This window comes from Streptomyces sp. NPDC051563 (assembly GCF_044454225.1).
In the GTDB taxonomy this organism is placed as follows: Bacteria; Actinomycetota; Actinomycetes; order Streptomycetales; family Streptomycetaceae; genus Streptomyces.
In genome coordinates this window covers 211,156-229,120 of sequence record NZ_JBITDL010000005.1, presented here as the reverse complement: position 1 = coordinate 229,120, position 17,965 = coordinate 211,156, and the positions used below count along the sequence as shown (strand labels likewise).

Here is a 17,965-nt window from a genome sequence, read left to right as displayed (position 1 = left end):
AGGACGAATGCACCAGCCCGCCGCCCCGCACGCCCACGATCCCTACGTCCGCGTCCGCGGTGCCCGGGAGCACAATCTGCGCGGGGTCGACGTGGACATTCCGCGTGACGCGCTGACCGTGTTCACCGGGGTCTCCGGCTCCGGGAAGAGCTCGCTGGCCTTCGGCACGCTCTTCGCCGAGGCCCAGCGCAGGTACTTCGAGTCCGTGGCCCCGTACGCCCGCCGGCTGATCCACCAGATCGGTGCGCCGAAGGTCGACTCCGTGACCGGGCTCCCGCCGGCCGTCTCGCTGGAGCAGCGGCGCTCCTCCCCCGGGTCCCGGTCCTCGGTCGGGACGGTGACCACCCTGTCCAACTCGCTGCGCATGCTGTACTCGCGCGCCGGCTGCTACCCGCCGGGCGCCGAGCGCCTGGACTCCGACTCCTTCTCCCCCAACACCGCGGCCGGGGCCTGTCCTTCCTGCCACGGGCTCGGGCGCGTCCACCGCACCAGCGAGGAACTGCTGGTTCCCGAGCCGGGCCTGTCGATCCGTCAGGGTGCCATCGCCGCCTGGCCCGGTGCCTGGCAGGGCAAGAACCTGCGCGACATCCCGGAGGCCCTCGGCCACGACGTGGACGCGCCCTGGCGGGAGCTGCCGGCGGCGGACCGCGAGTGGATCCTGTTCACCGAGGAGCAGCCGGTGGTGACGGTGCATCCGGTGCGGGAGGCCGACCGGATCCAACGCCCTTACCAGGGCACGTACATGAGCGCCCACCGGTACGTGATGCGGACCTTCGCCGACAGCAAGAGCCTCACCCTGCGGGCGCGCGCCGAGAGGTTCCTGACCGATGCGCCGTGCCCGGTGTGCGGGGGCCGGCGGCTGCGCCCGGAGGCCCTGGCCGTCACCTTCGCGGGCCGCACCATCGCCGAGCTGGCGGCGCTGGCGCTGACCGAACTGGACGGGGTGCTGGCCACCGCGCACGGCGGCGGCGAGGCGCCCCGGGTCCTCACCGAGGACCTGCGCTCCCGGATCGGCCCGGTCACCGAGCTGGGGCTGGGCTACCTGAGCCTGGACCGCGCCGCCCCGACCCTGTCGGCGGGCGAGCTGCAACGGCTGCGGCTGGCCACGCAGTTGCGTTCGGGGCTGTTCGGGGTGGTGTACGTCCTGGACGAGCCGTCGGCGGGGCTGCACCCGGCCGACACGGAGGCGCTGCTCGGCGTCCTGGACCGGCTCAAGGAGGCCGGGAACACGGTGTTCGTGGTGGAGCACGACCTGGCCGTGGTGCGGCACGCGGACTGGCTGGTGGACGTCGGCCCGCTCGCCGGGGAGCACGGCGGGAGGGTGCTGCACAGCGGGCCCCCGCAGGCCCTGGAGGCGGTGGCGGACTCGGCGACGGCCCCGTACCTGTTCGGGGGCCGGCGGCCCGACGCGTGGCGCTCGGGGGCCGTGCGGAAGGCGACCGGGTCCGTCCGGCTCAGCGGTGTCGACCGGCACAACCTGCGCGACGTGGAAGCCGAGTTCCCGCTCGGGGTGTTCACGGCGGTGACCGGGGTGTCGGGGTCCGGGAAGTCCACGCTGGTGGGCCAGGCCCTCGCGCGGGAGGTCCACGAACGGCTGGCGGAGCCGGGGTTCCCGGTGCGGCGGCTGGTGGAGGTGGACCAGAAGCCGATCGGCCGGACCCCGCGCTCCAACCTGGCCACGTACACGGGGCTGTTCGACGTGGTGCGCCGGCTCTTCACGGCGGCTCCGGAATCCAGGGCACGGGGCTGGAAGGCGGGCCGCTTCTCCTTCAACGTGCCGGGCGGGCGGTGCGAGTCCTGCCAGGGCGAGGGCTTCGTCTCCGTGGAGCTGCTGTTCCTGCCCAGCACCTACGCCCCGTGCCCGGAGTGTGCCGGGGCCCGGTACAACTCCGAGACGCTGGAGGTCCGTTACGCGGGGCTCACCATCGCGGAGGTGCTCGACCTGACCGTGGAGTCGGCGGCGTCCTTCTTCGCCGGGGTCCCGGCGGCGGCCCGCAGCCTCGGCGCGCTGTCGGACATCGGCCTGGGGTACCTGCGGCTCGGTCAGCCCGCCACGGAGCTGTCGGGCGGCGAGGCGCAGCGCATCAAACTGGCGACGGAGCTCCAGCGCGTGCGCCGCGACCACACCCTGTACCTGCTGGACGAGCCGACGACGGGACTCCACCCGGCCGATGTCACGGTTCTCCTGCGGCAGTTGCACGGTCTGGTGGACGCCGGGCATTCGGTGGTGGTCGTGGAGCACGACATGGCAGTGGTCGCGGGCGCCGACTGGGTCATCGACCTGGGTCCGGGCGGCGGCGCGGACGGCGGCCGGGTGGTGGCCGCGGGGACACCGGCCGAGGTCGCCCGCGCCACGGGCAGCCGTACGGCGCCCTATCTGGCGCAGGCCCTCGCGCCGGTCCGGTAGGCGACCTCGCCGGCACCACGCCGGTCAGGTCTCCGCGGGTTTGGCGAAGTCCCCGTAGCCCTGCCAGTCGAGGACGACGCACGGGTCGTCGCCCAGTACCCAGGCGTCGTGGCCTGGGTCGATCTGGATGAAGTCCCCGGGCCGCGCCTCGATGCTCTCGCCGTCGTCCATGACGACCTTCATCCGGCCGCTGACGATGTAGCCCACGTGGGCGGCCTGGCAACTGTCGGTTCCCGCAATGGGCTTGATGTGCTGCGACCACTGCCATCCGGGCTCGAACACGGCCCGGCCGACCGGTCCGCCGTCGGTGTCGAGCAGATCGAGCCTGCCCTTGCCGTCCTCGAACCGGCGTGTCTCGTCGGCGGAATCGAAGCCCCTTCGGACGATTCCCGTCATGATCGTCGACCTCCCGGCGCACGACTGCCCCGAGTCCACTTCTCAGCGTACGCCCGTACCGGCCGGTCACCGCGGTGTCCGGGCGCGGCCGTGCACCCCGCTACGCGTCCCCGTGGAGCAGGTGCTGCGGAAGCTCACCGAAGGTCCAGACGCCCTGTCTGCGGGTGAACCTCCACACCAGGTCGTAGCGGTCGGGCCAGGCGGCCGGCAGCCCCAGCACGTCCTGTGCTCCGAGGCTCCGGATCAGGCGGGGCACGCCCTGGTGCTCCCAGCAGACCAGGACGGGCATCCGTGCCGCCAGCACCGCCCCGGCCAGGGCGGACTCGGCTCCGACGGCGTACTCCGCGCGGACGGGCGTCCCCAGTGCGGTGGCGAGCGCCTCCACGGTCTGGCGGCACCGCGCGGGCGCCCCCGGCTTGCCGCCGGCCGCGAAGACCGCCGCGGGCCGGGGCAGACGGGCGCCCTGGGCCGGGGAGAAGAGCGCGGGCAGTTCCTGCGCGCGGCGGCGGCCCCGGACGGCGAGGAAGCCGGGGTCCTCGTTGCCCTCGTCGTCCTCGCCGGTGTCCCCGGCGGACGGCTTCTCCGCGTGCCGGATGACCATGACCAGCGCGTCCTTGGCGGTCTCGGGGCCGGGGCGCGGCGCCGGCGGCCGCTCCTCCCCGGCGCAGCCGGCCACCGTCAGCGGGGCGAGGGCGGCGGCCAGCAGGGAGCGGCGGCGCGGACCGGATCCGGCGGGGGTGGGGGGCCCTTGAGACATGCGCCCACTGTCACCCACGCCCGGAAGGGCGGCAGGTCACGGCGCGAGGGGCGCCGCTCCGATCATCCGATCGGCGGACCCGTCGTGGCCGTGCGCGGAGGGGTCGCCGTCGGGTCCGGCGGGCCGGCTCTTCGCGGCGGCCCGGCCCGCGGCCTCGTACGGCGAGGCGACGGGGAAGTAGGCCTCCAGGAAGGCCCGCAGTTCGCGGTGCTGCTCCTCGGGGGACACCTCGGTGCCCGAGTCGTCGGCGAGGCAGAAGGCGTCGGTGCCCCGGTCGCTCAGGAGGCCGCCCAGCCGCTGGAGCTCCTTGGTCCCGGCGGTGGACACATACGCGGTGGCCAGGTCGCCTTCCACGGCACGCCCCTGGGCGAGCGCCAGGTGCAGGGCGAGGGTGACGGGGGCGAGGTCGGTGGCGCTGCGGAAGACGGACCTGCTGGTCGCGTCGAGCCCGCCGGGCAGGGCCTCTTCCAGCCGGGCGTAGAGGGATCGGTTCTGCGCGTACGGGGCGTGCGCGAGGATGCGCGGGTACGTGCGTCCCGCGAGCGCTTCCACGGTGCGGCGGGTGGCCCGCTGCGAGGTGGTGTAGACGTCGTCCTCGCTGTCCGGGGAGCTGGGCGGGACGGCCCGGGTGTCGTGGAAGACCTTCGGCAGACCGGACGGCAGGAAGTAGTTCTGCGGGCGCTGGGGGCGGCCGAGGAAGATGTCGTCGTTGAAGTAGAGGTAGTGCTCGGCGAGGCCCGGGATGCGGTGCAGCTGGGTTTCGATGGCGTGGGAGTTGAAGACGGGCAGGGCACCGGGGTCGGCGAACAGCTCACGGTGGTGGACCACCGTGAGACCGGGGTGCTCCTCGGCCAGCCAGTCGGGGACCTGGTCGTCGGTGACGAGGAAGACCCGGCGGATCCAGGGCGCGTAGGCCGCGATGGAGCGCAGGCAGGAGCGCAGCTCGCCGCGGTCGCGGAAGCGGTGGTCCCCGCTGTCGGCGGAGTCGGGGCTGTCGGTCTCGCCGGTCCCGTCTGTCCCGCCGGTCCCGCCGGTCCCGCTTTCAACGGCCTCGTCGGCCTCGTCGGCCTCGGCGGTCCGGCCGCCCGTCATTGCCGCAGCGGCCCGGTCCCGGCGGCGGCGCCACTGGGGGTCCGAGCCGTCCACCCAGGTGACCACGGCGTCGATGGGGAAGTCGATGTCCTCGGGGAAGCGCCGGTCGAGGGCCGTCAGTACGGGGTAGTCACGGTCGCCGATGCGCCGGTGGGCGGTGGCCGCCATCGAGGGCACCCACCAGCCGAAGGGCGTCTCCCGGAGCGAGGCGACCCCGCCGGGTCCGTTGGCCGGCTTCCAGAACTCCAGGTCGCAGCCCTGATCGGCGCCCATGTGGAGGGTGTACCCGGAGGTGACCACAGGGATGTAGAGCCGGATCCCCGCGACGACGGCGCCGGGCGTCCCGGACTCCGCCGCGGCGACGGCCTCGGGCAGGTCCTCGGCGAGGGCGGTGCCGAAGGCGGTGCGGTGGCCGAGGAGATCGGCGTAGACGGGCCGGCCGGCGAAGCCCTTCGCCAGGGCGGCGAGCGCGTCGGCGCGGGCGCCGGGGGCGAGCGCCACCCGGTGGACCAGTTCCCCGTCGGGGACCAGGCCGTAGGGCATCGATGCCGCTTCGAGGACCTCGGCGACCTCGCGGAGGTTGAGTTCGGCGAGTTGGGCGGGGAGCAGGTCGTCCCGTACGACGGCCAGCCGGCCCCCGCGTTCGACGATGCTTCCGGATTCGGCCGCCTGCGCCAGGATCTCCCGTTCGCGGACGGCCCGCCGGGCCTCCTGCGCCTGCGCCGGGGTCCGGGACCCGCGTGCGCGCTCCGAGCCCTTCGGCTGCGAGGATGAAGCGGTCCGCTGGAACGGCATCCAGCTCAGATGCCGACGGATGCCGCTCATGATCACCTCAGGGCTCGTGTACGCAGAAATCGACCCCACCGTGCCCGACGGCCCCCGGTGGCCGAAACTCACCTTACGGGTCGGTGTCCGAAAGGTGAACAGGATCTTCCCCCGCAGACCTGATTCTTATGAAATCCACAGGTCAGCGGGGACCTCGGCGCACGGCCCGCAGCCACTCCTTGTTCATGGCGGCGATCGACGGGAGCGGGATCCCCTTGGGGCAGGCGGTGGCGCACTCGCCGGTCAGGGTGCACCCCCCGAAGCCCTCGGCGTCCATGGTGGCGACCATGTCCAGGACCCGGGTCTCGCGCTCCGGCGAGCCCTGCGGGAGCACGTTCAGGTGGTTGACCTTGGCGGAGGTGAAGAGCATCGCGGAGCCGTTGGGGCAGGCGGCCACGCAGGCTCCGCAGCCGATGCACTCGGCGTGCTCGAAGGCGTAGTCGGCGTCGGGCTTGGGCACGGCCGTGGCGTGCGCCTCGGGAGCGGAGCCGGTCGGGGCGGTGATGTACCCGCCGGCCTGGATGACCCGGTCGAGCGCCCCGCGGTCGACGACGAGGTCCTTCACGACGGGGAAGGCCGAGGCGCGCCAGGGTTCGACGTCGATGGTGTCGCCGTCGGTGAAGGAGCGCATGTGGAGCTGGCAGGTCGTGGTGCGCTCCGGCCCGTGGGCGTCGCCGTTGATGACGAGGCTGCACGCGCCGCAGATGCCCTCGCGGCAGTCGTGGTCGAAGGCGACCGGGTCCTCACCGCTCAGGATGAGGTCCTCGTTGAGGGTGTCGAGCATTTCGAGGAAGGACATGCCCTCCGAGATGCCGTCGACCTCGTACGAGGCCATCGCGCCGGGTTCGGCGGCGTTCTTCTGGCGCCAGACGCGCAGGGTGAGCTTCATGCGTAGCTCCGCTGGGTGGGGTGGACGTACTCGAAGACGAGGTCTTCCTTGTGCAGGACGGGCGCGGCGCCGGTTCCGGTGTACTGCCAGGCGGCCGCGTACCCGAACTCCTCGTCGCGGCGGGCGGCTTCGCCGTCCGGGGTCTGGGACTCCTCGCGGAAGTGGCCGCCGCAGGATTCGGCGCGGTGGAGGGCGTCGAGGCACATCAGCTCGGCGAGCTCCAGGTAGTCGACGATGCGGTTGGCCTTCTCCAGCGACTGGTTGAACTCCTCGCCGCTGCCCGGCACCTTGATCCGGCGCCAGAACTCCTCGCGGATCTCGGGGATCCGGGCGAGGGCCTTGCGCAGGCCCTCCTCGGTCCGGGCCATCCCGCAGTACTCCCACATCAGTTCGCCGATCTCCCGGTGGAAGGAGTCGGGCGTGCGGTCTCCGTCGACGGCCAGCAGCTTGGCGAGGCAGTCGCGGGTCTCGCGGACGGCGGCCGCGGCCTCGGGGTGGGTGTCGTCGACCTCGTCCCGGTGCGGGTGGCGGGCCAGGTAGTCGTTGATGGTGGAGGGGAGCACGAAGTAGCCGTCGCCGAGGCCCTGCATGAGGGCGGAGGCGCCCAGACGGTTGGCGCCGTGGTCGGAGAAGTTGGCCTCGCCGATGGCGAACAGGCCGGGGACGGTGGTCTGGAGGTCGTAGTCGACCCACAGTCCGCCCATCGTGTAGTGCACGGCGGGATAGATCCGCATGGGGACCTCGTACGGGTTCTCCGCGGTGATCCGCTCGTACATGTCGAAGAGGTTGCCGTACTTCTCGGCGACCTTCTCCTTGCCCATGCGGCGGATGGCGTCGGCGAAGTCGAGGTAGACGCCCTGGCCGCCGGGGCCCACGCCGCGGCCCTCGTCGCAGACGTTCTTGGCCGCGCGGGAGGCGATGTCTCGGGGCACGAGGTTGCCGAAGGAGGGGTAGATCCGCTCCAGGTAGTAGTCGCGTTCCGCTTCCGGGATCTCGGCGGCGGGTCGGGTGTCGCCCTCGGCCTTGGGGACCCAGATGCGGCCGTCGTTGCGCAGGGACTCGCTCATCAGCGTGAGCTTGGACTGGTGGTCGCCGGTGCGCGGGATGCAGGTGGGGTGGATCTGGGTGAAGCAGGGGTTCGCGAAGTACGCGCCGCGCCGATGGGCCCGCCAGACGGCGGTCGCGTTGGAGTTCATGGCGTTGGTCGAGAGGTAGAAGACGTTGCCGTAGCCGCCGCTCGCGAGGACGACGGCGTCCGCGTAGTGGGTGTCGATCCTGCCGGTGACCAGGTCGCGGGCGACGATCCCGCGGGCCACGCCGTCGACGGTGATCAGGTCGAGCATCTCGGTGCGGGCGTGCATCTCGACGTTGCCGGCGGCGATCTGCCGCGAGAGCGCCTGATAGGCGCCGAGCAGGAGCTGCTGTCCGGTCTGGCCGCGGGCGTAGAAGGTGCGGGAGACCTGGACGCCGCCGAAGGAGCGGGTGTCGAGGAGGCCGCCGTACTCGCGGGCGAAGGGGACGCCCTGGGCCACGCACTGGTCGATGATCTCGACGGAGATCTGGGCGAGGCGGTGGACGTTGGACTCGCGGGCGCGGAAGTCGCCGCCCTTGACGGTGTCGTAGAAGAGGCGGTGTACGGAGTCGCCGTCGTTGCGGTAGTTCTTCGCCGCGTTGATGCCGCCCTGGGCGGCGATGGAGTGGGCGCGGCGCGGGGAGTCCGAGAAGCAGAACTGGACGACGTGGTAGCCCTGTTCGGCGAGGGTGGCTCCGGCGGCGCCCCCGGCCAGGCCGGTGCCGACCACGATGACGGTGTGCCCGCGCCGGTTGGCCGGGTTGACCAGTTTGGCCTCGAAGCGGCGGCGGTCCCAGCGCTCGGCGATGGGGCCTTCGGGGGCCTTGGTGTCGGCGATCGGATCACCGGTGGTGTAGTCGGCGTAGTCGGTGCTCATGTCAGCTCACCACTCCGGTCATGACGGCGACGGGTACGGACACGAAGCCCGCGAAGAGGACGAGGGCGAGGGCGTTGGCGAGGAACTTCAGGGTCCTGTCCCGCCGGGCGTTGCCCGCGCCCAGGGTCTGGGCGGCGCTCCAGAAGCCGTGGCGGACGTGGAGTCCGAGTGCGGCCATCGCCACGACGTAGATGGTGTTGCCGTACCAGGTGGAGAAGGTGGCGAGGACGTTCTCGTACGGGTGCCCGGCCCAGGCCCGCTCGTTCACCGTGAGCGTGGTGAGGTCGAGCAGGTGCCACACGATGAACAGGGCGAGGATGATGCCGCCCCAGCGCATGGTGCGGGTGGCGTAGCTCGCGCGGCGGCGCTTGTGGGCGTACTTCACCGGGCGCGCCCTGATGTCGCGGCGGCTGAGCTGGTACGCGCAGACTCCGTGCGCGACGACGGCCGCGAGCAGTGCCACGCGGACGATCCACAGGGCCCATTCGTGGTGCAGGAAGGGCGAGCCGAGGGTGCGGAGCCAGTGGGCGTAGCCGTTGAACTCCTCCGGCCCGAAGAAGATCTTGAGGTTGCCGAGCATGTGCACGACGAGGTAGCCGAGCATGATCAGGCCGGAGACGGCCATCACGGACTTCTTGCCGACGGAGGAGTCCCAGAGCGTGCGCGTGGTGGACGGCCGTCGATCCGTCCGCGTTGCCAGAGCCATGTCATTGACCGTAGGGACGAAGGTCCCGAAAGGTCCAAGACATGATGGAGCTCAAGTCGATAGGTTCTTCCTATGCAGGGCGCTAGCCTGGGGCGATGCAGTTCCAGCAGCTGGTCTACTTCGTCGCCGTCGCCGAGACCCGGCACTTCACGCGCGCGGCCGAACGCGAGCACGTGGCCCAGCCGTCCCTGTCGCAGCAGATCAAGGCCCTCGAAAGGGAACTGGGGGCCGAACTCTTCAGCCGGGCGCGCGGGAACATCACACTCACCGACGCCGGCGAGACCCTGCTGCCGCTGGCCCGCCGGATCCTCGCGGACGCGGACACGGCGCGGCTGGAGGTGCAGGAGCTGGCGCAGCTCCGGCGCGGCCGGATCCGGCTGGGGGCCACCCCGAGCCTGTGCACCGGCCTGCTGCCGGGAGTGCTCCGCGCCTTCCACACCGCCCATCCGGGCATCGAGCTGCTGATCGAGGAGAGCGGTTCGCTGGACCTCGTACGTGAGCTCGCGCGCGGCTCCCTGGACCTCGCACTGATCGCCCTGCCGCTGCCCCCTTCGGCGCCTGCCCTGACCACGGTGGAGTTGCTGACGGAGGACCTCGTGGTGGTCTCCTCGGCGGCCCTGCCGCCTCCGGCGGGCGGCGGTCCGCTCACGGTGTCCGCGCTGCGCGACGAACCGATGGTCATGTTCCGGCACGGCTACGACCTGCGGGACCTGACGGTGGCGGCCTGCCGGGCGGAGGGTTTCGAGCCGGTGTTCACGGTGGAGGGCGGGGAGATGGACGCGGTACTGGGCTTCGTGCGCGCGGGGCTCGGCATCGCGGTGGTCCCGGCGATGGTGGTCGGCCACGCCGGCTCCGGCCTGCGCGCCACGCCCCTGGCGGGCTCCCCCCTGCGCCGCACGATCGCCCTGGCCCACCGCACGGACGTGGCACCCCCGCGCGCGGCCCGCGAACTGAAGCGCATCCTGCTGGGCTGAGGGGGGTGCGACCGGCCGCACACCTTTCTCCGCGATGCCACGGGCCCGGCCGGGCCGTCACGGACCCGGCCGCGCCGCCCCAGCGGCACCTGGGAGGGACCGGTCCAGGCCGTCGGACAGGAGGGCGAAGGCGCGCTCCGCGTCGGCCACGGCGGCCGGGTGGGCCTCGTCGGCGCTCTGGCCGGCGTCGATCCGGCGCCAGTTCTCGCGACCCAGCTCCTGACGGGCCGCCACCAGGTATCCGGCCGACAGGCGGGCGGTGAGCGGGTCGACCGCTTCGGCCTCCAGCACGGCGGTGAGGAGCTCCACCTCGCGGGCGGTGTAGTGGGCCAGCCGGGATTCCAGGCTGGCGGTGCCGTAGAGCAGCCGCTCGAAGGCGAGCACGTTCGGGTGGTCGCAGAGCCCCGTGATCGGGTCCCGCTCGGCGAGCGCCGCCAGGAAGTGGGCGCGCACGGCCGCCACCGGGGTCTGCCCGGCGGCCCGGTCGCGCACGATGCGCGCCGCCTCGTCCTGGTGGTCCGCGAAGCGGTCGAGGACCAGGTCCTCCTTGCTCGGGAAGTAGCGGAACAGTGTGGGTTTGGAGACCTCGGCCGCGGCCGCGACATCGGCCACGGAGACCGCGTCGAAGCCCCGCTCCAGGAACAGCTCCAGCGCCGTGGCCGCCAGCTGCTGTCGCGTCCGGAGCTTCTTGCTCTCGCGCAGGCCCTTCGTGTTCTCCATGCGTCCAGCTTAACACGAATGAGTGACCCAGTTAGTTTTGTAACCGGGTTGCTTTTTTTGCCGCGAGCCGCTTTCCTTGAAATACCGAAAACGAGGGGACGTCTCATGACGAATGCAGTGGATGCGGATGCGGATGTGGACGTGCGCGTGGACGCGCATGCGGATGCGGATGTGCTGATCGTGGGCTCCGGCCCGACCGGCCTCACGCTCGCCTGCGACCTGGCTCGCCGCGGCATCGCGGTGCGGATCGTCGAAGGCCGCCCGGCACCGCACCGCGAGTCCCGGGGCAAGGGCCTCCAGGCGGAAAGCCTCGCCCTCTTCGAGGAGCTCGGCGTGGCCGGCTCCGTGCGGAGCAAGGGGCAGGAAGGCGTGGTGCTGCGCAAGTACTTCGACGGGGAGCCCGTCAGGGACACCGCCGTGGGCAGAGGCCTGCTCATCGGGCAGTGGCAGGTGGAGGAGAGCCTGCGCGACCGGCTGGCCGGGCTGGGCGTGCGCGTGGAGTACGGGTCCCGGCTCGCCGGAATCACCCAGGACGCGGACGGCGTCCGCGCGCTGCTGGAGGACGGCAGCGTGATCCGGTCCGGCTATCTGGCGGGATGCGACGGCGGGCGCAGCACCACCCGCAAACTCCTCTCCATCCCCTTCGAGGGCAGTGGGGAGGAGGAACCGGCGATGGTCATCGGGGACGTCGGGGCGCCGGGGCTCAGCCGGGAGTTCTGGCACCAGTGGTTCTCCTCGGACGGAGGCGGAATCATGCTCTGCCCGATGCCGGGGACGGACGCGTTCCAGCTGCAGGCCGCCCCCGAGACGGACGAGCGGGGCGAGATGCTGCCGCCCTCACTGGAGAGCTTCCAGCGGCTCTTCGACCGGCACGCCCGGATGCCGGGGATACGGCTGACGGAGCCCACCTGGCTCTCCTCCTGGCGGGTCAACGTCCGCATGGCCACCCGGATACGCGAGGGCCGGGCCTTCCTCGCCGGGGACGCGGCACACGTGCACCCCATAGCCGGCGGGCTGGGCATGAACACCGGCATCCAGGACGCGGCCGCCCTCGGCCGGACGCTGGCCGCCGTCCTCACCGGGTCGGCCGGGGAAGACGCGCTCGACGCGTACCAGGCGGAGCGGCTGCCCGTGGCCGCCGAGGTCCTGGCCGACACGGCACGGCGCTACGAGCGGGTGGTGGCGGCCGTCCGCGAGCCGGGCCGGGGTACGGAAGCGGGCCTGGACTGACCTCGGGCGGTCCGAGCGGCCGGGCCGGCCCCGGCGGTGCTCAGAGCGTGGGCACCGCGTCCGACAGCGACAGGGTGTGGATCCGGTCCGCGGCGCCCGGGCGGGCGTAGTACCAGCCCTGGGCCGTGTCGCAGCCGAGGGCTCGGAGCTGGGCGGCCTGGGCGCCGGTCTCCACGCCCTCCACGGTGACGGCGAGTTCGAGGCTGTGGGCCAGGGCGACTATGCCCTCCACGATCTTGACGTCGACCGGGTTGGCCGGGTGCTGCTGCATGCCCTTGGTGAAGGAGCGGTCCAGCTTCAGAACGCTGACGGGCAGGCGGCGCAGGTTGGCCAGGTTCGAGTAGCCGGTGCCGAAGTCGTCCAGGGCGATGTCGACGCCCAGGGCGGCGAGCCGGCGCAGCGGTTCGAGGAGTTCGTCGTCGGCGCCGATGAGGGCCGACTCGGTGACCTCCAGGCACAGCGTGCCCGGCGACAGGCCCGAGGACTCCAGCACGCGGATCGTGTCGGCGACCAGGCCGGGATGGTGCAGCTGGGTCGGTGAGAGGTTGACGTTGATCCGCAGGGTGGCGCCGCCCTGCTGGTGCTGCCAGGCGCGGGCCTGGCGGACGGACTCCTCCAGGACCCAGCGGCCGAGCGGCACGATCAGCCCGGTGCGTTCGGCGAGCGGAATGAACCGGTCCGGCCCGAGCACCCCGTGCTGCGGGTGCGACCAGCGCACCAGCGCCTCGGCGCCGTGCACGCTGCCGTCGTGCATGTGGACCAGCGGCTGGTACTCGATGAAGAACTCGCCGCGTTCCAGCGCGGCCGGCAGGGCGTTGGTCAGCCCGTGCCGGGTGATGGCACGGGCGTCGGCAGCGGCGTCGGCGAACTCGAACCGGTTGCCGCCGGCCGCCTTGGCCCGGTACATGGTGATGTCGGCGCTGCGCAGTACCTCCGCGGGGGTGCGCTCGCGGGCGGGGCCCTCGACGATGCCGATGCTGCCCCGGACCGTCAGCTCGCGCCCCTCCAGCCGGATCGGGACGGAGAGGGCGGAGAGGATCCGTACGGCCAGTTCGGTGGCCTTCTCCTCGGTGTCGGGGCCGGTGGTCAGCGCCACGAACTCGTCGCCGCCGAGCCGTGCCACCACCTCGCCCGGTCCGGTCGCGCAGCTCTGCAGGCGGTCGGCGACCTCCACCAGCAGCCGGTCGCCGGCCGAGTGGCCGAGGCTGTCGTTGACCGCCTTGAAGCCGTCGAGATCGAGGTAGCACAGGCCGAAGCGCGAACCGCCGGCCGCGCCCAGGGCCTTCTCCAGGCGCTCGAAGAAGAGCGTGCGGTTGGGCAGGCCGGTCAGGGCGTCGTGGGTGGCCTCGTAGCGCAGGCGCAGGTTCAGCAGACGGCGCTCGGTGGTGTCTTCCATCAGGGCCAGCTGGTACTGCGGCACGCCCTCGGCGTCGCGCAGCAGCGAGACCGTCAGGTTGGTCCACAGCACGGTCCCGTCGTGCCGGTAGTACGGCTTCTCGACGCGGTAGCTCTCGCGTTCGCCGCGCACGAGCTCCCCGTACATCCGCCAGACGTGCGGGGTGTCGTCGGGATGGCTCCATTCGCTGATGTTGCGGCCGCGCACGTGCCCGTCCATACCGCCGAACATCTGCAGCAGCGCGTCGTTGATCTCCAGGACGTTGCCCGACAGATCGGCGATGCCGATGCCGATGGCCGCGCCCTCGAAGACCGCCCGGAAGCGGGCCTCGCTGGCGTGCAGCGCCTGCTGGGCGTCGGCGCGGGCGGTCAGGGCGGAGCGGGCGATGGCCTCCTGCTCCTTGAGGGTGCGCTCGCGCAGGGCGCGGGCGAACCCGGCCGCGATGCCGTGCTGGAGCCGGGCGCAGCGGGACCGGTACTCCTCGGTCCCCTCGACGCTCTCGGCGTCGGGGCCCTGTGGACCGCAGTACAGCACCAGGTAGGACTCGACGACGCCGAGCGTGCCGGCCAGCGCTTCCGGGTCGGTGCAGTGGACGGCGACGAGCTCCTCACCGACCCGCTGGCCGGCGGAGGACTCGAAGGGGCGGGCGCGCAGGGCCTCGACGAGGGTGCGGGTGAGCGGTACGAGGTGGCGTTCGAACTCGCCGCGGGTGAGCGAGGTCGCGGTGACCGGGAAGATCGCCCTCCCCCAGATGGTCGCGAACCGCCCGATCCGGTCCTCCAGGCCGCCCTGTGGCGCGGCAGGGTCCTCCGCCGTCTGCGTCGGCAGTCTCACGCCTTGCGTCCCACACCTGCGAAGCCCGAGAAGGCGTAGGGGTCTTCGTCCGCGCCCTCACCCTCGGGACCGCCCGTCGTGTCGGGCCGCCAGTCGGGCATGGACACCAGTCCGGGCTCGATCAGGCCGAAGCCGTCGAAGAAGCGCCCGATCTGCTCGGCGTTCCGCATGACGAGGGGGTTGCGGATCTCGCGGTAGACGTCGACGGTGCCGCTCGCCACCTCCTCCGAGAGCGGGATCCCCTCGTACGAGGCGTGCGTGAGGATCAGCAGGCTGCCGGGGGCCAGGGCGTCGCACAGCTGGGTGACGGCGGCGTACGGCTCGTCCGAGTCCTCCATGAAGTGCAGGACGGCGACCAGCATCAGGGCGACCGGGCGGCTCAGGTCGAGCCCCCGCGCGACCTCGGGGGCGCTCAGGATGTCCTGGGGCTTGCGCAGGTCGGCTGCGACGACCCCGGTCCGCTCGGTGCCGGCCAGGACGGCCTGGCTGTGGGCGACGGCCACGGGGTCGTGGTCGACGTAGACCACGCGCGCTTCAGGGCTGGCGGCCTGGGCGATCTCGTGGACGTTGCCGAAGGTGGGGATGCCGGAGCCGATGTCGAGGAACTGCGTGACGCCCTCGGCGACGGCGTACCGGACGGCCCGGCGCATGAACGCCCGGTTCGCCTGCATGATCTTGGGGAGACCCGGCATGAATTCCATGGCCCGGCGGGCCGCCTGCCTGTCGACCTCGAAATTGTGGGAGCCGCCCAGGTAGTAATCGTAGATACGGGACACGCTCGGCACCGATATGTCGATGCCTGGCGGGGCCCAGGAGGGGCGCTCCATCGGGGTCTCCAAGCCTTGGTCCTGCAGCGGTCCGGACGGATCGGACTCCTGTCCGAGCCGAATGTACTGATCATTGCCCAACGGAGCGAGCGAAAGCGGAAATTGGCGATCCGTTCTTCGTCACATGCCAAAGGCCGAACGGTCGGCCGTCGTCGAATGATCGAAACCGACAAATACCTTTTGAGAAAAGGTCGGTGAACGATCGGATCCGAAGCGAATCTGGCTCAAACCTCCGTAGCCAAAGCCTCACCCGTTCAGGCGAACCATGGGCAACCCACCCGCGCGCGGGCGCGCGTGACCCCATGATCCCCGGGTGAAAAGAGCCTCTTCCAGGCGCCTGCTGGCAGTACCGGTCCTCCTGTGGGCCGCCCTGTCCGCGACACCGGCCATGGCCGATAGCAGCGCATACGCGACGATCGACGCCGGCGACGGAACGGGCGCCGTCAGGCAGGCCCTGTCCGCCGTCGGCGGCGCGACCGCGGGCATCCGAGGTGGCGGACGTCACGGTGACCAGGGCCCCCAGGGGGACCAGGGCAACCGGGGCGGACGGGGTGACCGCGGGAACCAGGGCGGCCCGGACAACCACGGCGGCCCCGGTCAGGGGAACGGCCCCGGCCCTGGTCACGGTCATGGCGGACACGGACACGGGCACGGACACGGCGGCCATCACGGCCACCCGCCCTGCCCGCCGCCGCCTCCGCCTCCCCCGCCGTGCCCGCCCAAGCCCACCCCGACACCCCCTCCGCCACCGCCACCGCCACCGCCCCCCAAGCCCACGCCTCCCCCGCCACCGCCGCCTCCGCCCCCGCCCGCTCCCAAGCCGGTCCCGAAACCCCCCGCGCCCGCCCCGCCCCCCGTGCGCCCGGCGCCCGCTCCCCCGGCTCCCAGGCCGGCCCCGAAGCCGGTCCCGAAACCCGTCGTAAAGCCCCCCGCACCGCCGGTGGCGGCCGCGGTGATCCCCGTGGCCGTGCCGAAGAAGCCGGTCGCGCGGCCCACCTACCACGCGGCGGCCCGCAAGCCGGTGGAGCACCACATCTCACCGGTGACCTTCACCTTGATGACCGCGGCCCCCGCGGTGCTCGCGATCGTCGCGCTGCGCCCGCGCTAGAGCCGGCGCATTCCACCCCGTAATCGATTGGGAGTCATCTTGTCGGAATGGCTCGTCCTGTCCCTCGCGATGGCCGCGGCATGTGCCGTGGTGCTGTCCATCGCCTTCTTCAATCAGCGCCGGATCGGTGAGGACGACGATCCCAGCGAGACCCCCGATGTCATCGAGTACATGACGATGATGATCGGCGTGATCTACGCGATCGTGCTGGGCCTGGCGATCGCCGGCGTCTGGGAGGGCCGCGGGGCCGCCCAGGAGTACGTGCGCCAGGAATCGCAGGCCCTGCACGAGATCAGCGTCCGCTCCGAGGTCTACCCGGCGGACGTGCGCAAGAAGATCAGGTCCGACGTGGACGCCTACGTGAGCTACGTCGTCGACACCGAATGGAAGGAGATGGCCGAGAACGGCGAGCTGACGGACCGCAGCGGGGAGCTGCTGGAACGCATCCGCCGCGATGTGACGGACTACGAACCGCAGACCGACCACGAGGGCCAGGCGTACCAGCCGCTCGTGGACCAGGTCGCCGTGGTCGACGACGCGCGCAACGCGCGCGGCCAGAGCGCCGGGGCCACCATGCCCGGGGTGGTCTGGTTCGGCCTGATCGCCGGAGCCCTGGTGACGGTGGGACTGATCTTCACCCTCCAGATCAGGCGCTCGTTCCGGGAACTGCTGCTGGCCGGGCTGTTCAGTGCGCTGATCGCGTTCCTGCTGTTCCTCATCTGGGACTTCGACGCACCCTTCGGCCGGGGCATCGCCGCCACCGCCGAGCCGTTCCTCGCCCAGTTCCCGCATCTGGGCCTGGGCGACTGACACCGCGTCGTCCCGGGAGCAGCACATCGGGCCCGGCCGCTCAGGAGCGGTACCCCAGGAGCCCGGCAGCCCGGTAGCCCAATAAACCGGGGACGGTTCTCCCGTCCCCGGTTCGGCCTACGGCCATGCCCCATTCGCCCGTTCCTGATCGCGGGTCGCCGCGCCCGGACCTAGCGTGGCGGACATCGAGGCGCACGACCCCCCACGTGCGGAAACCGTTCCGCGGCTGCTCCTCGGGGATCCGGAGAATCAACCATGGGCGCGATACCCACCTCCCCCACAGCCCTGTTGGGCGCCGCCGCGGCAGGCGCGCTCCTCCTGTTCGGTGCGGCGGCAGCGCCCGCCGCGAGCGCGGCCGAGGCCGAGGCCGCGCCCATCACCTCCTTCGGTTTCGCCATCACCCCCTCGACGGTCGCCCCGGGCGGCCAGGTGGTGCTGTCCGTGACCGGCTGCAACGCCGCCTTCGCCACCGTCTCCTCCGGCATCTTCGACACCGTGAGCATCGACCGGGGCAAGACCGCACGGGTCACCGTGGACCGGGACGCGCGGCGCGGAGCCCAGTACTCCGTCTCCTTCACCTGCGCCGGCGAGACCGGCTCGGCCGACCTCACGATCACCGGCGGCACCGGCAAGCCCACGACGAGCTCCACCGTCGGGGCCCGCAGGAGCGCGAGCGCGGTCGCCGGCAGGAGTACGGGGACCAGCACCGGCACCGGTACGGGCGCTTCGCGCCCCGCCACCCTCGGCGTCCGCGGAGGCCTCGGCGGCAGCATCGCCGCGCTCGATCCCCTGGAACTCGGCGCCGGCGCGGGGCTCGTCCTCGGCGGGCTCGTCGGTCTCGGCTACGCCCTGCGCCGCAGGGACATCCGCCGCATCCACTGACTGCGCTCGAAGCCCCGCTCGAAACCAGCGCTCGAAGCCCCCGGAAACGCCGGGGGGGGCCGGGGGGGGGGGGGGGGCGCGGGGGGCCGGGGCGGGGGGGGGCGGGGGCGGCGGGGGGGGGGGGGGCGGGGGCGCGGGGCCGGGGGGGGGGGGGGCGCCGGGC

15 protein-coding genes are annotated in these 17,965 nt (G+C 72.5%); 6 read left to right on the top strand and 9 right to left on the bottom strand.

What is annotated here, in order from left to right:
• Positions 1–7: 7 nt before the first annotated feature.
• Complete coding sequence (locus ACIA8F_RS08755) at positions 8–2,407, top strand: ABC transporter (protein ID WP_399377539.1); 2,400 nt, start codon at positions 8–10, stop codon at positions 2,405–2,407.
• A gap of 24 nt (positions 2,408–2,431) precedes the next feature.
• Here the strand turns inward: ACIA8F_RS08755 and ACIA8F_RS08750 are convergent, their stop codons facing one another.
• The 6 genes from ACIA8F_RS08750 to ACIA8F_RS08725 form a co-directional block, all read right to left on the bottom strand.
• A complete protein-coding gene (locus tag ACIA8F_RS08750) occupies positions 2,432–2,803 on the bottom strand; it encodes a cupin domain-containing protein (protein ID WP_399377538.1) in 372 nt (123 codons plus the stop codon).
• Positions 2,804–2,903: 100 nt separating this feature from the next.
• The gene (locus ACIA8F_RS08745; RefSeq protein WP_399377537.1) at positions 2,904–3,560 is read right to left on the bottom strand and encodes a hypothetical protein; all 657 of its coding nucleotides are present in this window, start codon (positions 3,558–3,560) and stop codon (positions 2,904–2,906) included.
• Between the two features lie 36 nt (positions 3,561–3,596).
• Positions 3,597–5,477 (bottom strand): stealth family protein, encoded by a 1,881-nt coding sequence (locus ACIA8F_RS08740; RefSeq protein WP_399377536.1) that lies wholly within the window; start codon positions 5,475–5,477, stop codon positions 3,597–3,599.
• Positions 5,478–5,619: 142 nt separating this feature from the next.
• Entirely contained in the window at positions 5,620–6,366 is a 747-nt protein-coding gene (locus tag ACIA8F_RS08735; RefSeq protein WP_383953479.1) for a succinate dehydrogenase/fumarate reductase iron-sulfur subunit, read from the bottom strand.
• Positions 6,363–8,315, bottom strand: coding sequence for a fumarate reductase/succinate dehydrogenase flavoprotein subunit (locus tag ACIA8F_RS08730; RefSeq protein WP_399377535.1), 1,953 nt, complete (start codon positions 8,313–8,315; stop codon positions 6,363–6,365). Before ACIA8F_RS08730 ends, ACIA8F_RS08735 begins: the two co-directional genes overlap by 4 nt.
• Before the next feature lies 1 nt (position 8,316).
• On the bottom strand, positions 8,317–9,021 hold the full coding sequence (locus ACIA8F_RS08725) for a succinate dehydrogenase cytochrome b subunit (protein WP_399377534.1): 705 nt from the start codon (positions 9,019–9,021) through the stop codon (positions 8,317–8,319).
• Positions 9,022–9,116: 95 nt separating this feature from the next.
• On the opposite strand from ACIA8F_RS08725, the gene ACIA8F_RS08720 reads away from it, so the two are divergent.
• Positions 9,117–9,995 (top strand): LysR family transcriptional regulator, encoded by an 879-nt coding sequence (locus tag ACIA8F_RS08720; RefSeq protein WP_399377533.1) that lies wholly within the window; start codon positions 9,117–9,119, stop codon positions 9,993–9,995.
• Positions 9,996–10,052: 57 nt separating this feature from the next.
• Here ACIA8F_RS08720 and ACIA8F_RS08715 read toward each other — a convergent pair whose 3' ends face one another.
• Positions 10,053–10,715: a TetR/AcrR family transcriptional regulator gene (locus tag ACIA8F_RS08715; RefSeq protein WP_399377532.1), complete on the bottom strand. Its 663-nt coding sequence runs from the start codon at positions 10,713–10,715 to the stop codon at positions 10,053–10,055.
• 105 nt (positions 10,716–10,820) lie between these two features.
• Here ACIA8F_RS08715 and ACIA8F_RS08710 point away from each other — a divergent pair, with 105 nt between their 5' ends.
• Positions 10,821–11,945 carry an FAD-dependent monooxygenase gene (locus ACIA8F_RS08710; protein WP_399377531.1) on the top strand — a complete coding sequence of 375 codons (1,125 nt, stop codon included), beginning with the start codon at positions 10,821–10,823 and terminating at the stop codon, positions 11,943–11,945.
• Between the two features lie 40 nt (positions 11,946–11,985).
• On the opposite strand, the gene ACIA8F_RS08705 is transcribed toward ACIA8F_RS08710, so the two are convergent.
• Both ACIA8F_RS08705 and ACIA8F_RS08700 read right to left on the bottom strand, forming a co-directional pair.
• Positions 11,986–14,175 carry a putative bifunctional diguanylate cyclase/phosphodiesterase gene (locus tag ACIA8F_RS08705; protein ID WP_399377530.1) on the bottom strand — a complete coding sequence of 730 codons (2,190 nt, stop codon included), beginning with the start codon at positions 14,173–14,175 and terminating at the stop codon, positions 11,986–11,988.
• The gene (locus ACIA8F_RS08700; RefSeq protein WP_399377529.1) at positions 14,172–15,002 is read right to left on the bottom strand and encodes an SAM-dependent methyltransferase; all 831 of its coding nucleotides are present in this window, start codon (positions 15,000–15,002) and stop codon (positions 14,172–14,174) included. The genes ACIA8F_RS08705 and ACIA8F_RS08700 overlap by 4 nt, the downstream gene beginning before the upstream one ends.
• Before the next feature lie 961 nt (positions 15,003–15,963).
• Here ACIA8F_RS08700 and ACIA8F_RS08695 point away from each other — a divergent pair.
• From ACIA8F_RS08695 to ACIA8F_RS08685, 3 genes are all read left to right on the top strand, one after another.
• Positions 15,964–16,110, top strand: coding sequence for a hypothetical protein (locus ACIA8F_RS08695; protein ID WP_399377528.1), 147 nt, complete (start codon positions 15,964–15,966; stop codon positions 16,108–16,110).
• Positions 16,111–16,149: 39 nt separating this feature from the next.
• Positions 16,150–16,920: a hypothetical protein gene (locus ACIA8F_RS08690; protein WP_399377527.1), complete on the top strand. Its 771-nt coding sequence runs from the start codon at positions 16,150–16,152 to the stop codon at positions 16,918–16,920.
• 255 nt (positions 16,921–17,175) lie between these two features.
• Positions 17,176–17,802, top strand: a complete 627-nt coding sequence (locus ACIA8F_RS08685; protein ID WP_399377526.1) for a hypothetical protein — start codon at positions 17,176–17,178, stop codon at positions 17,800–17,802.
• Positions 17,803–17,965 lie beyond the last annotated feature (163 nt).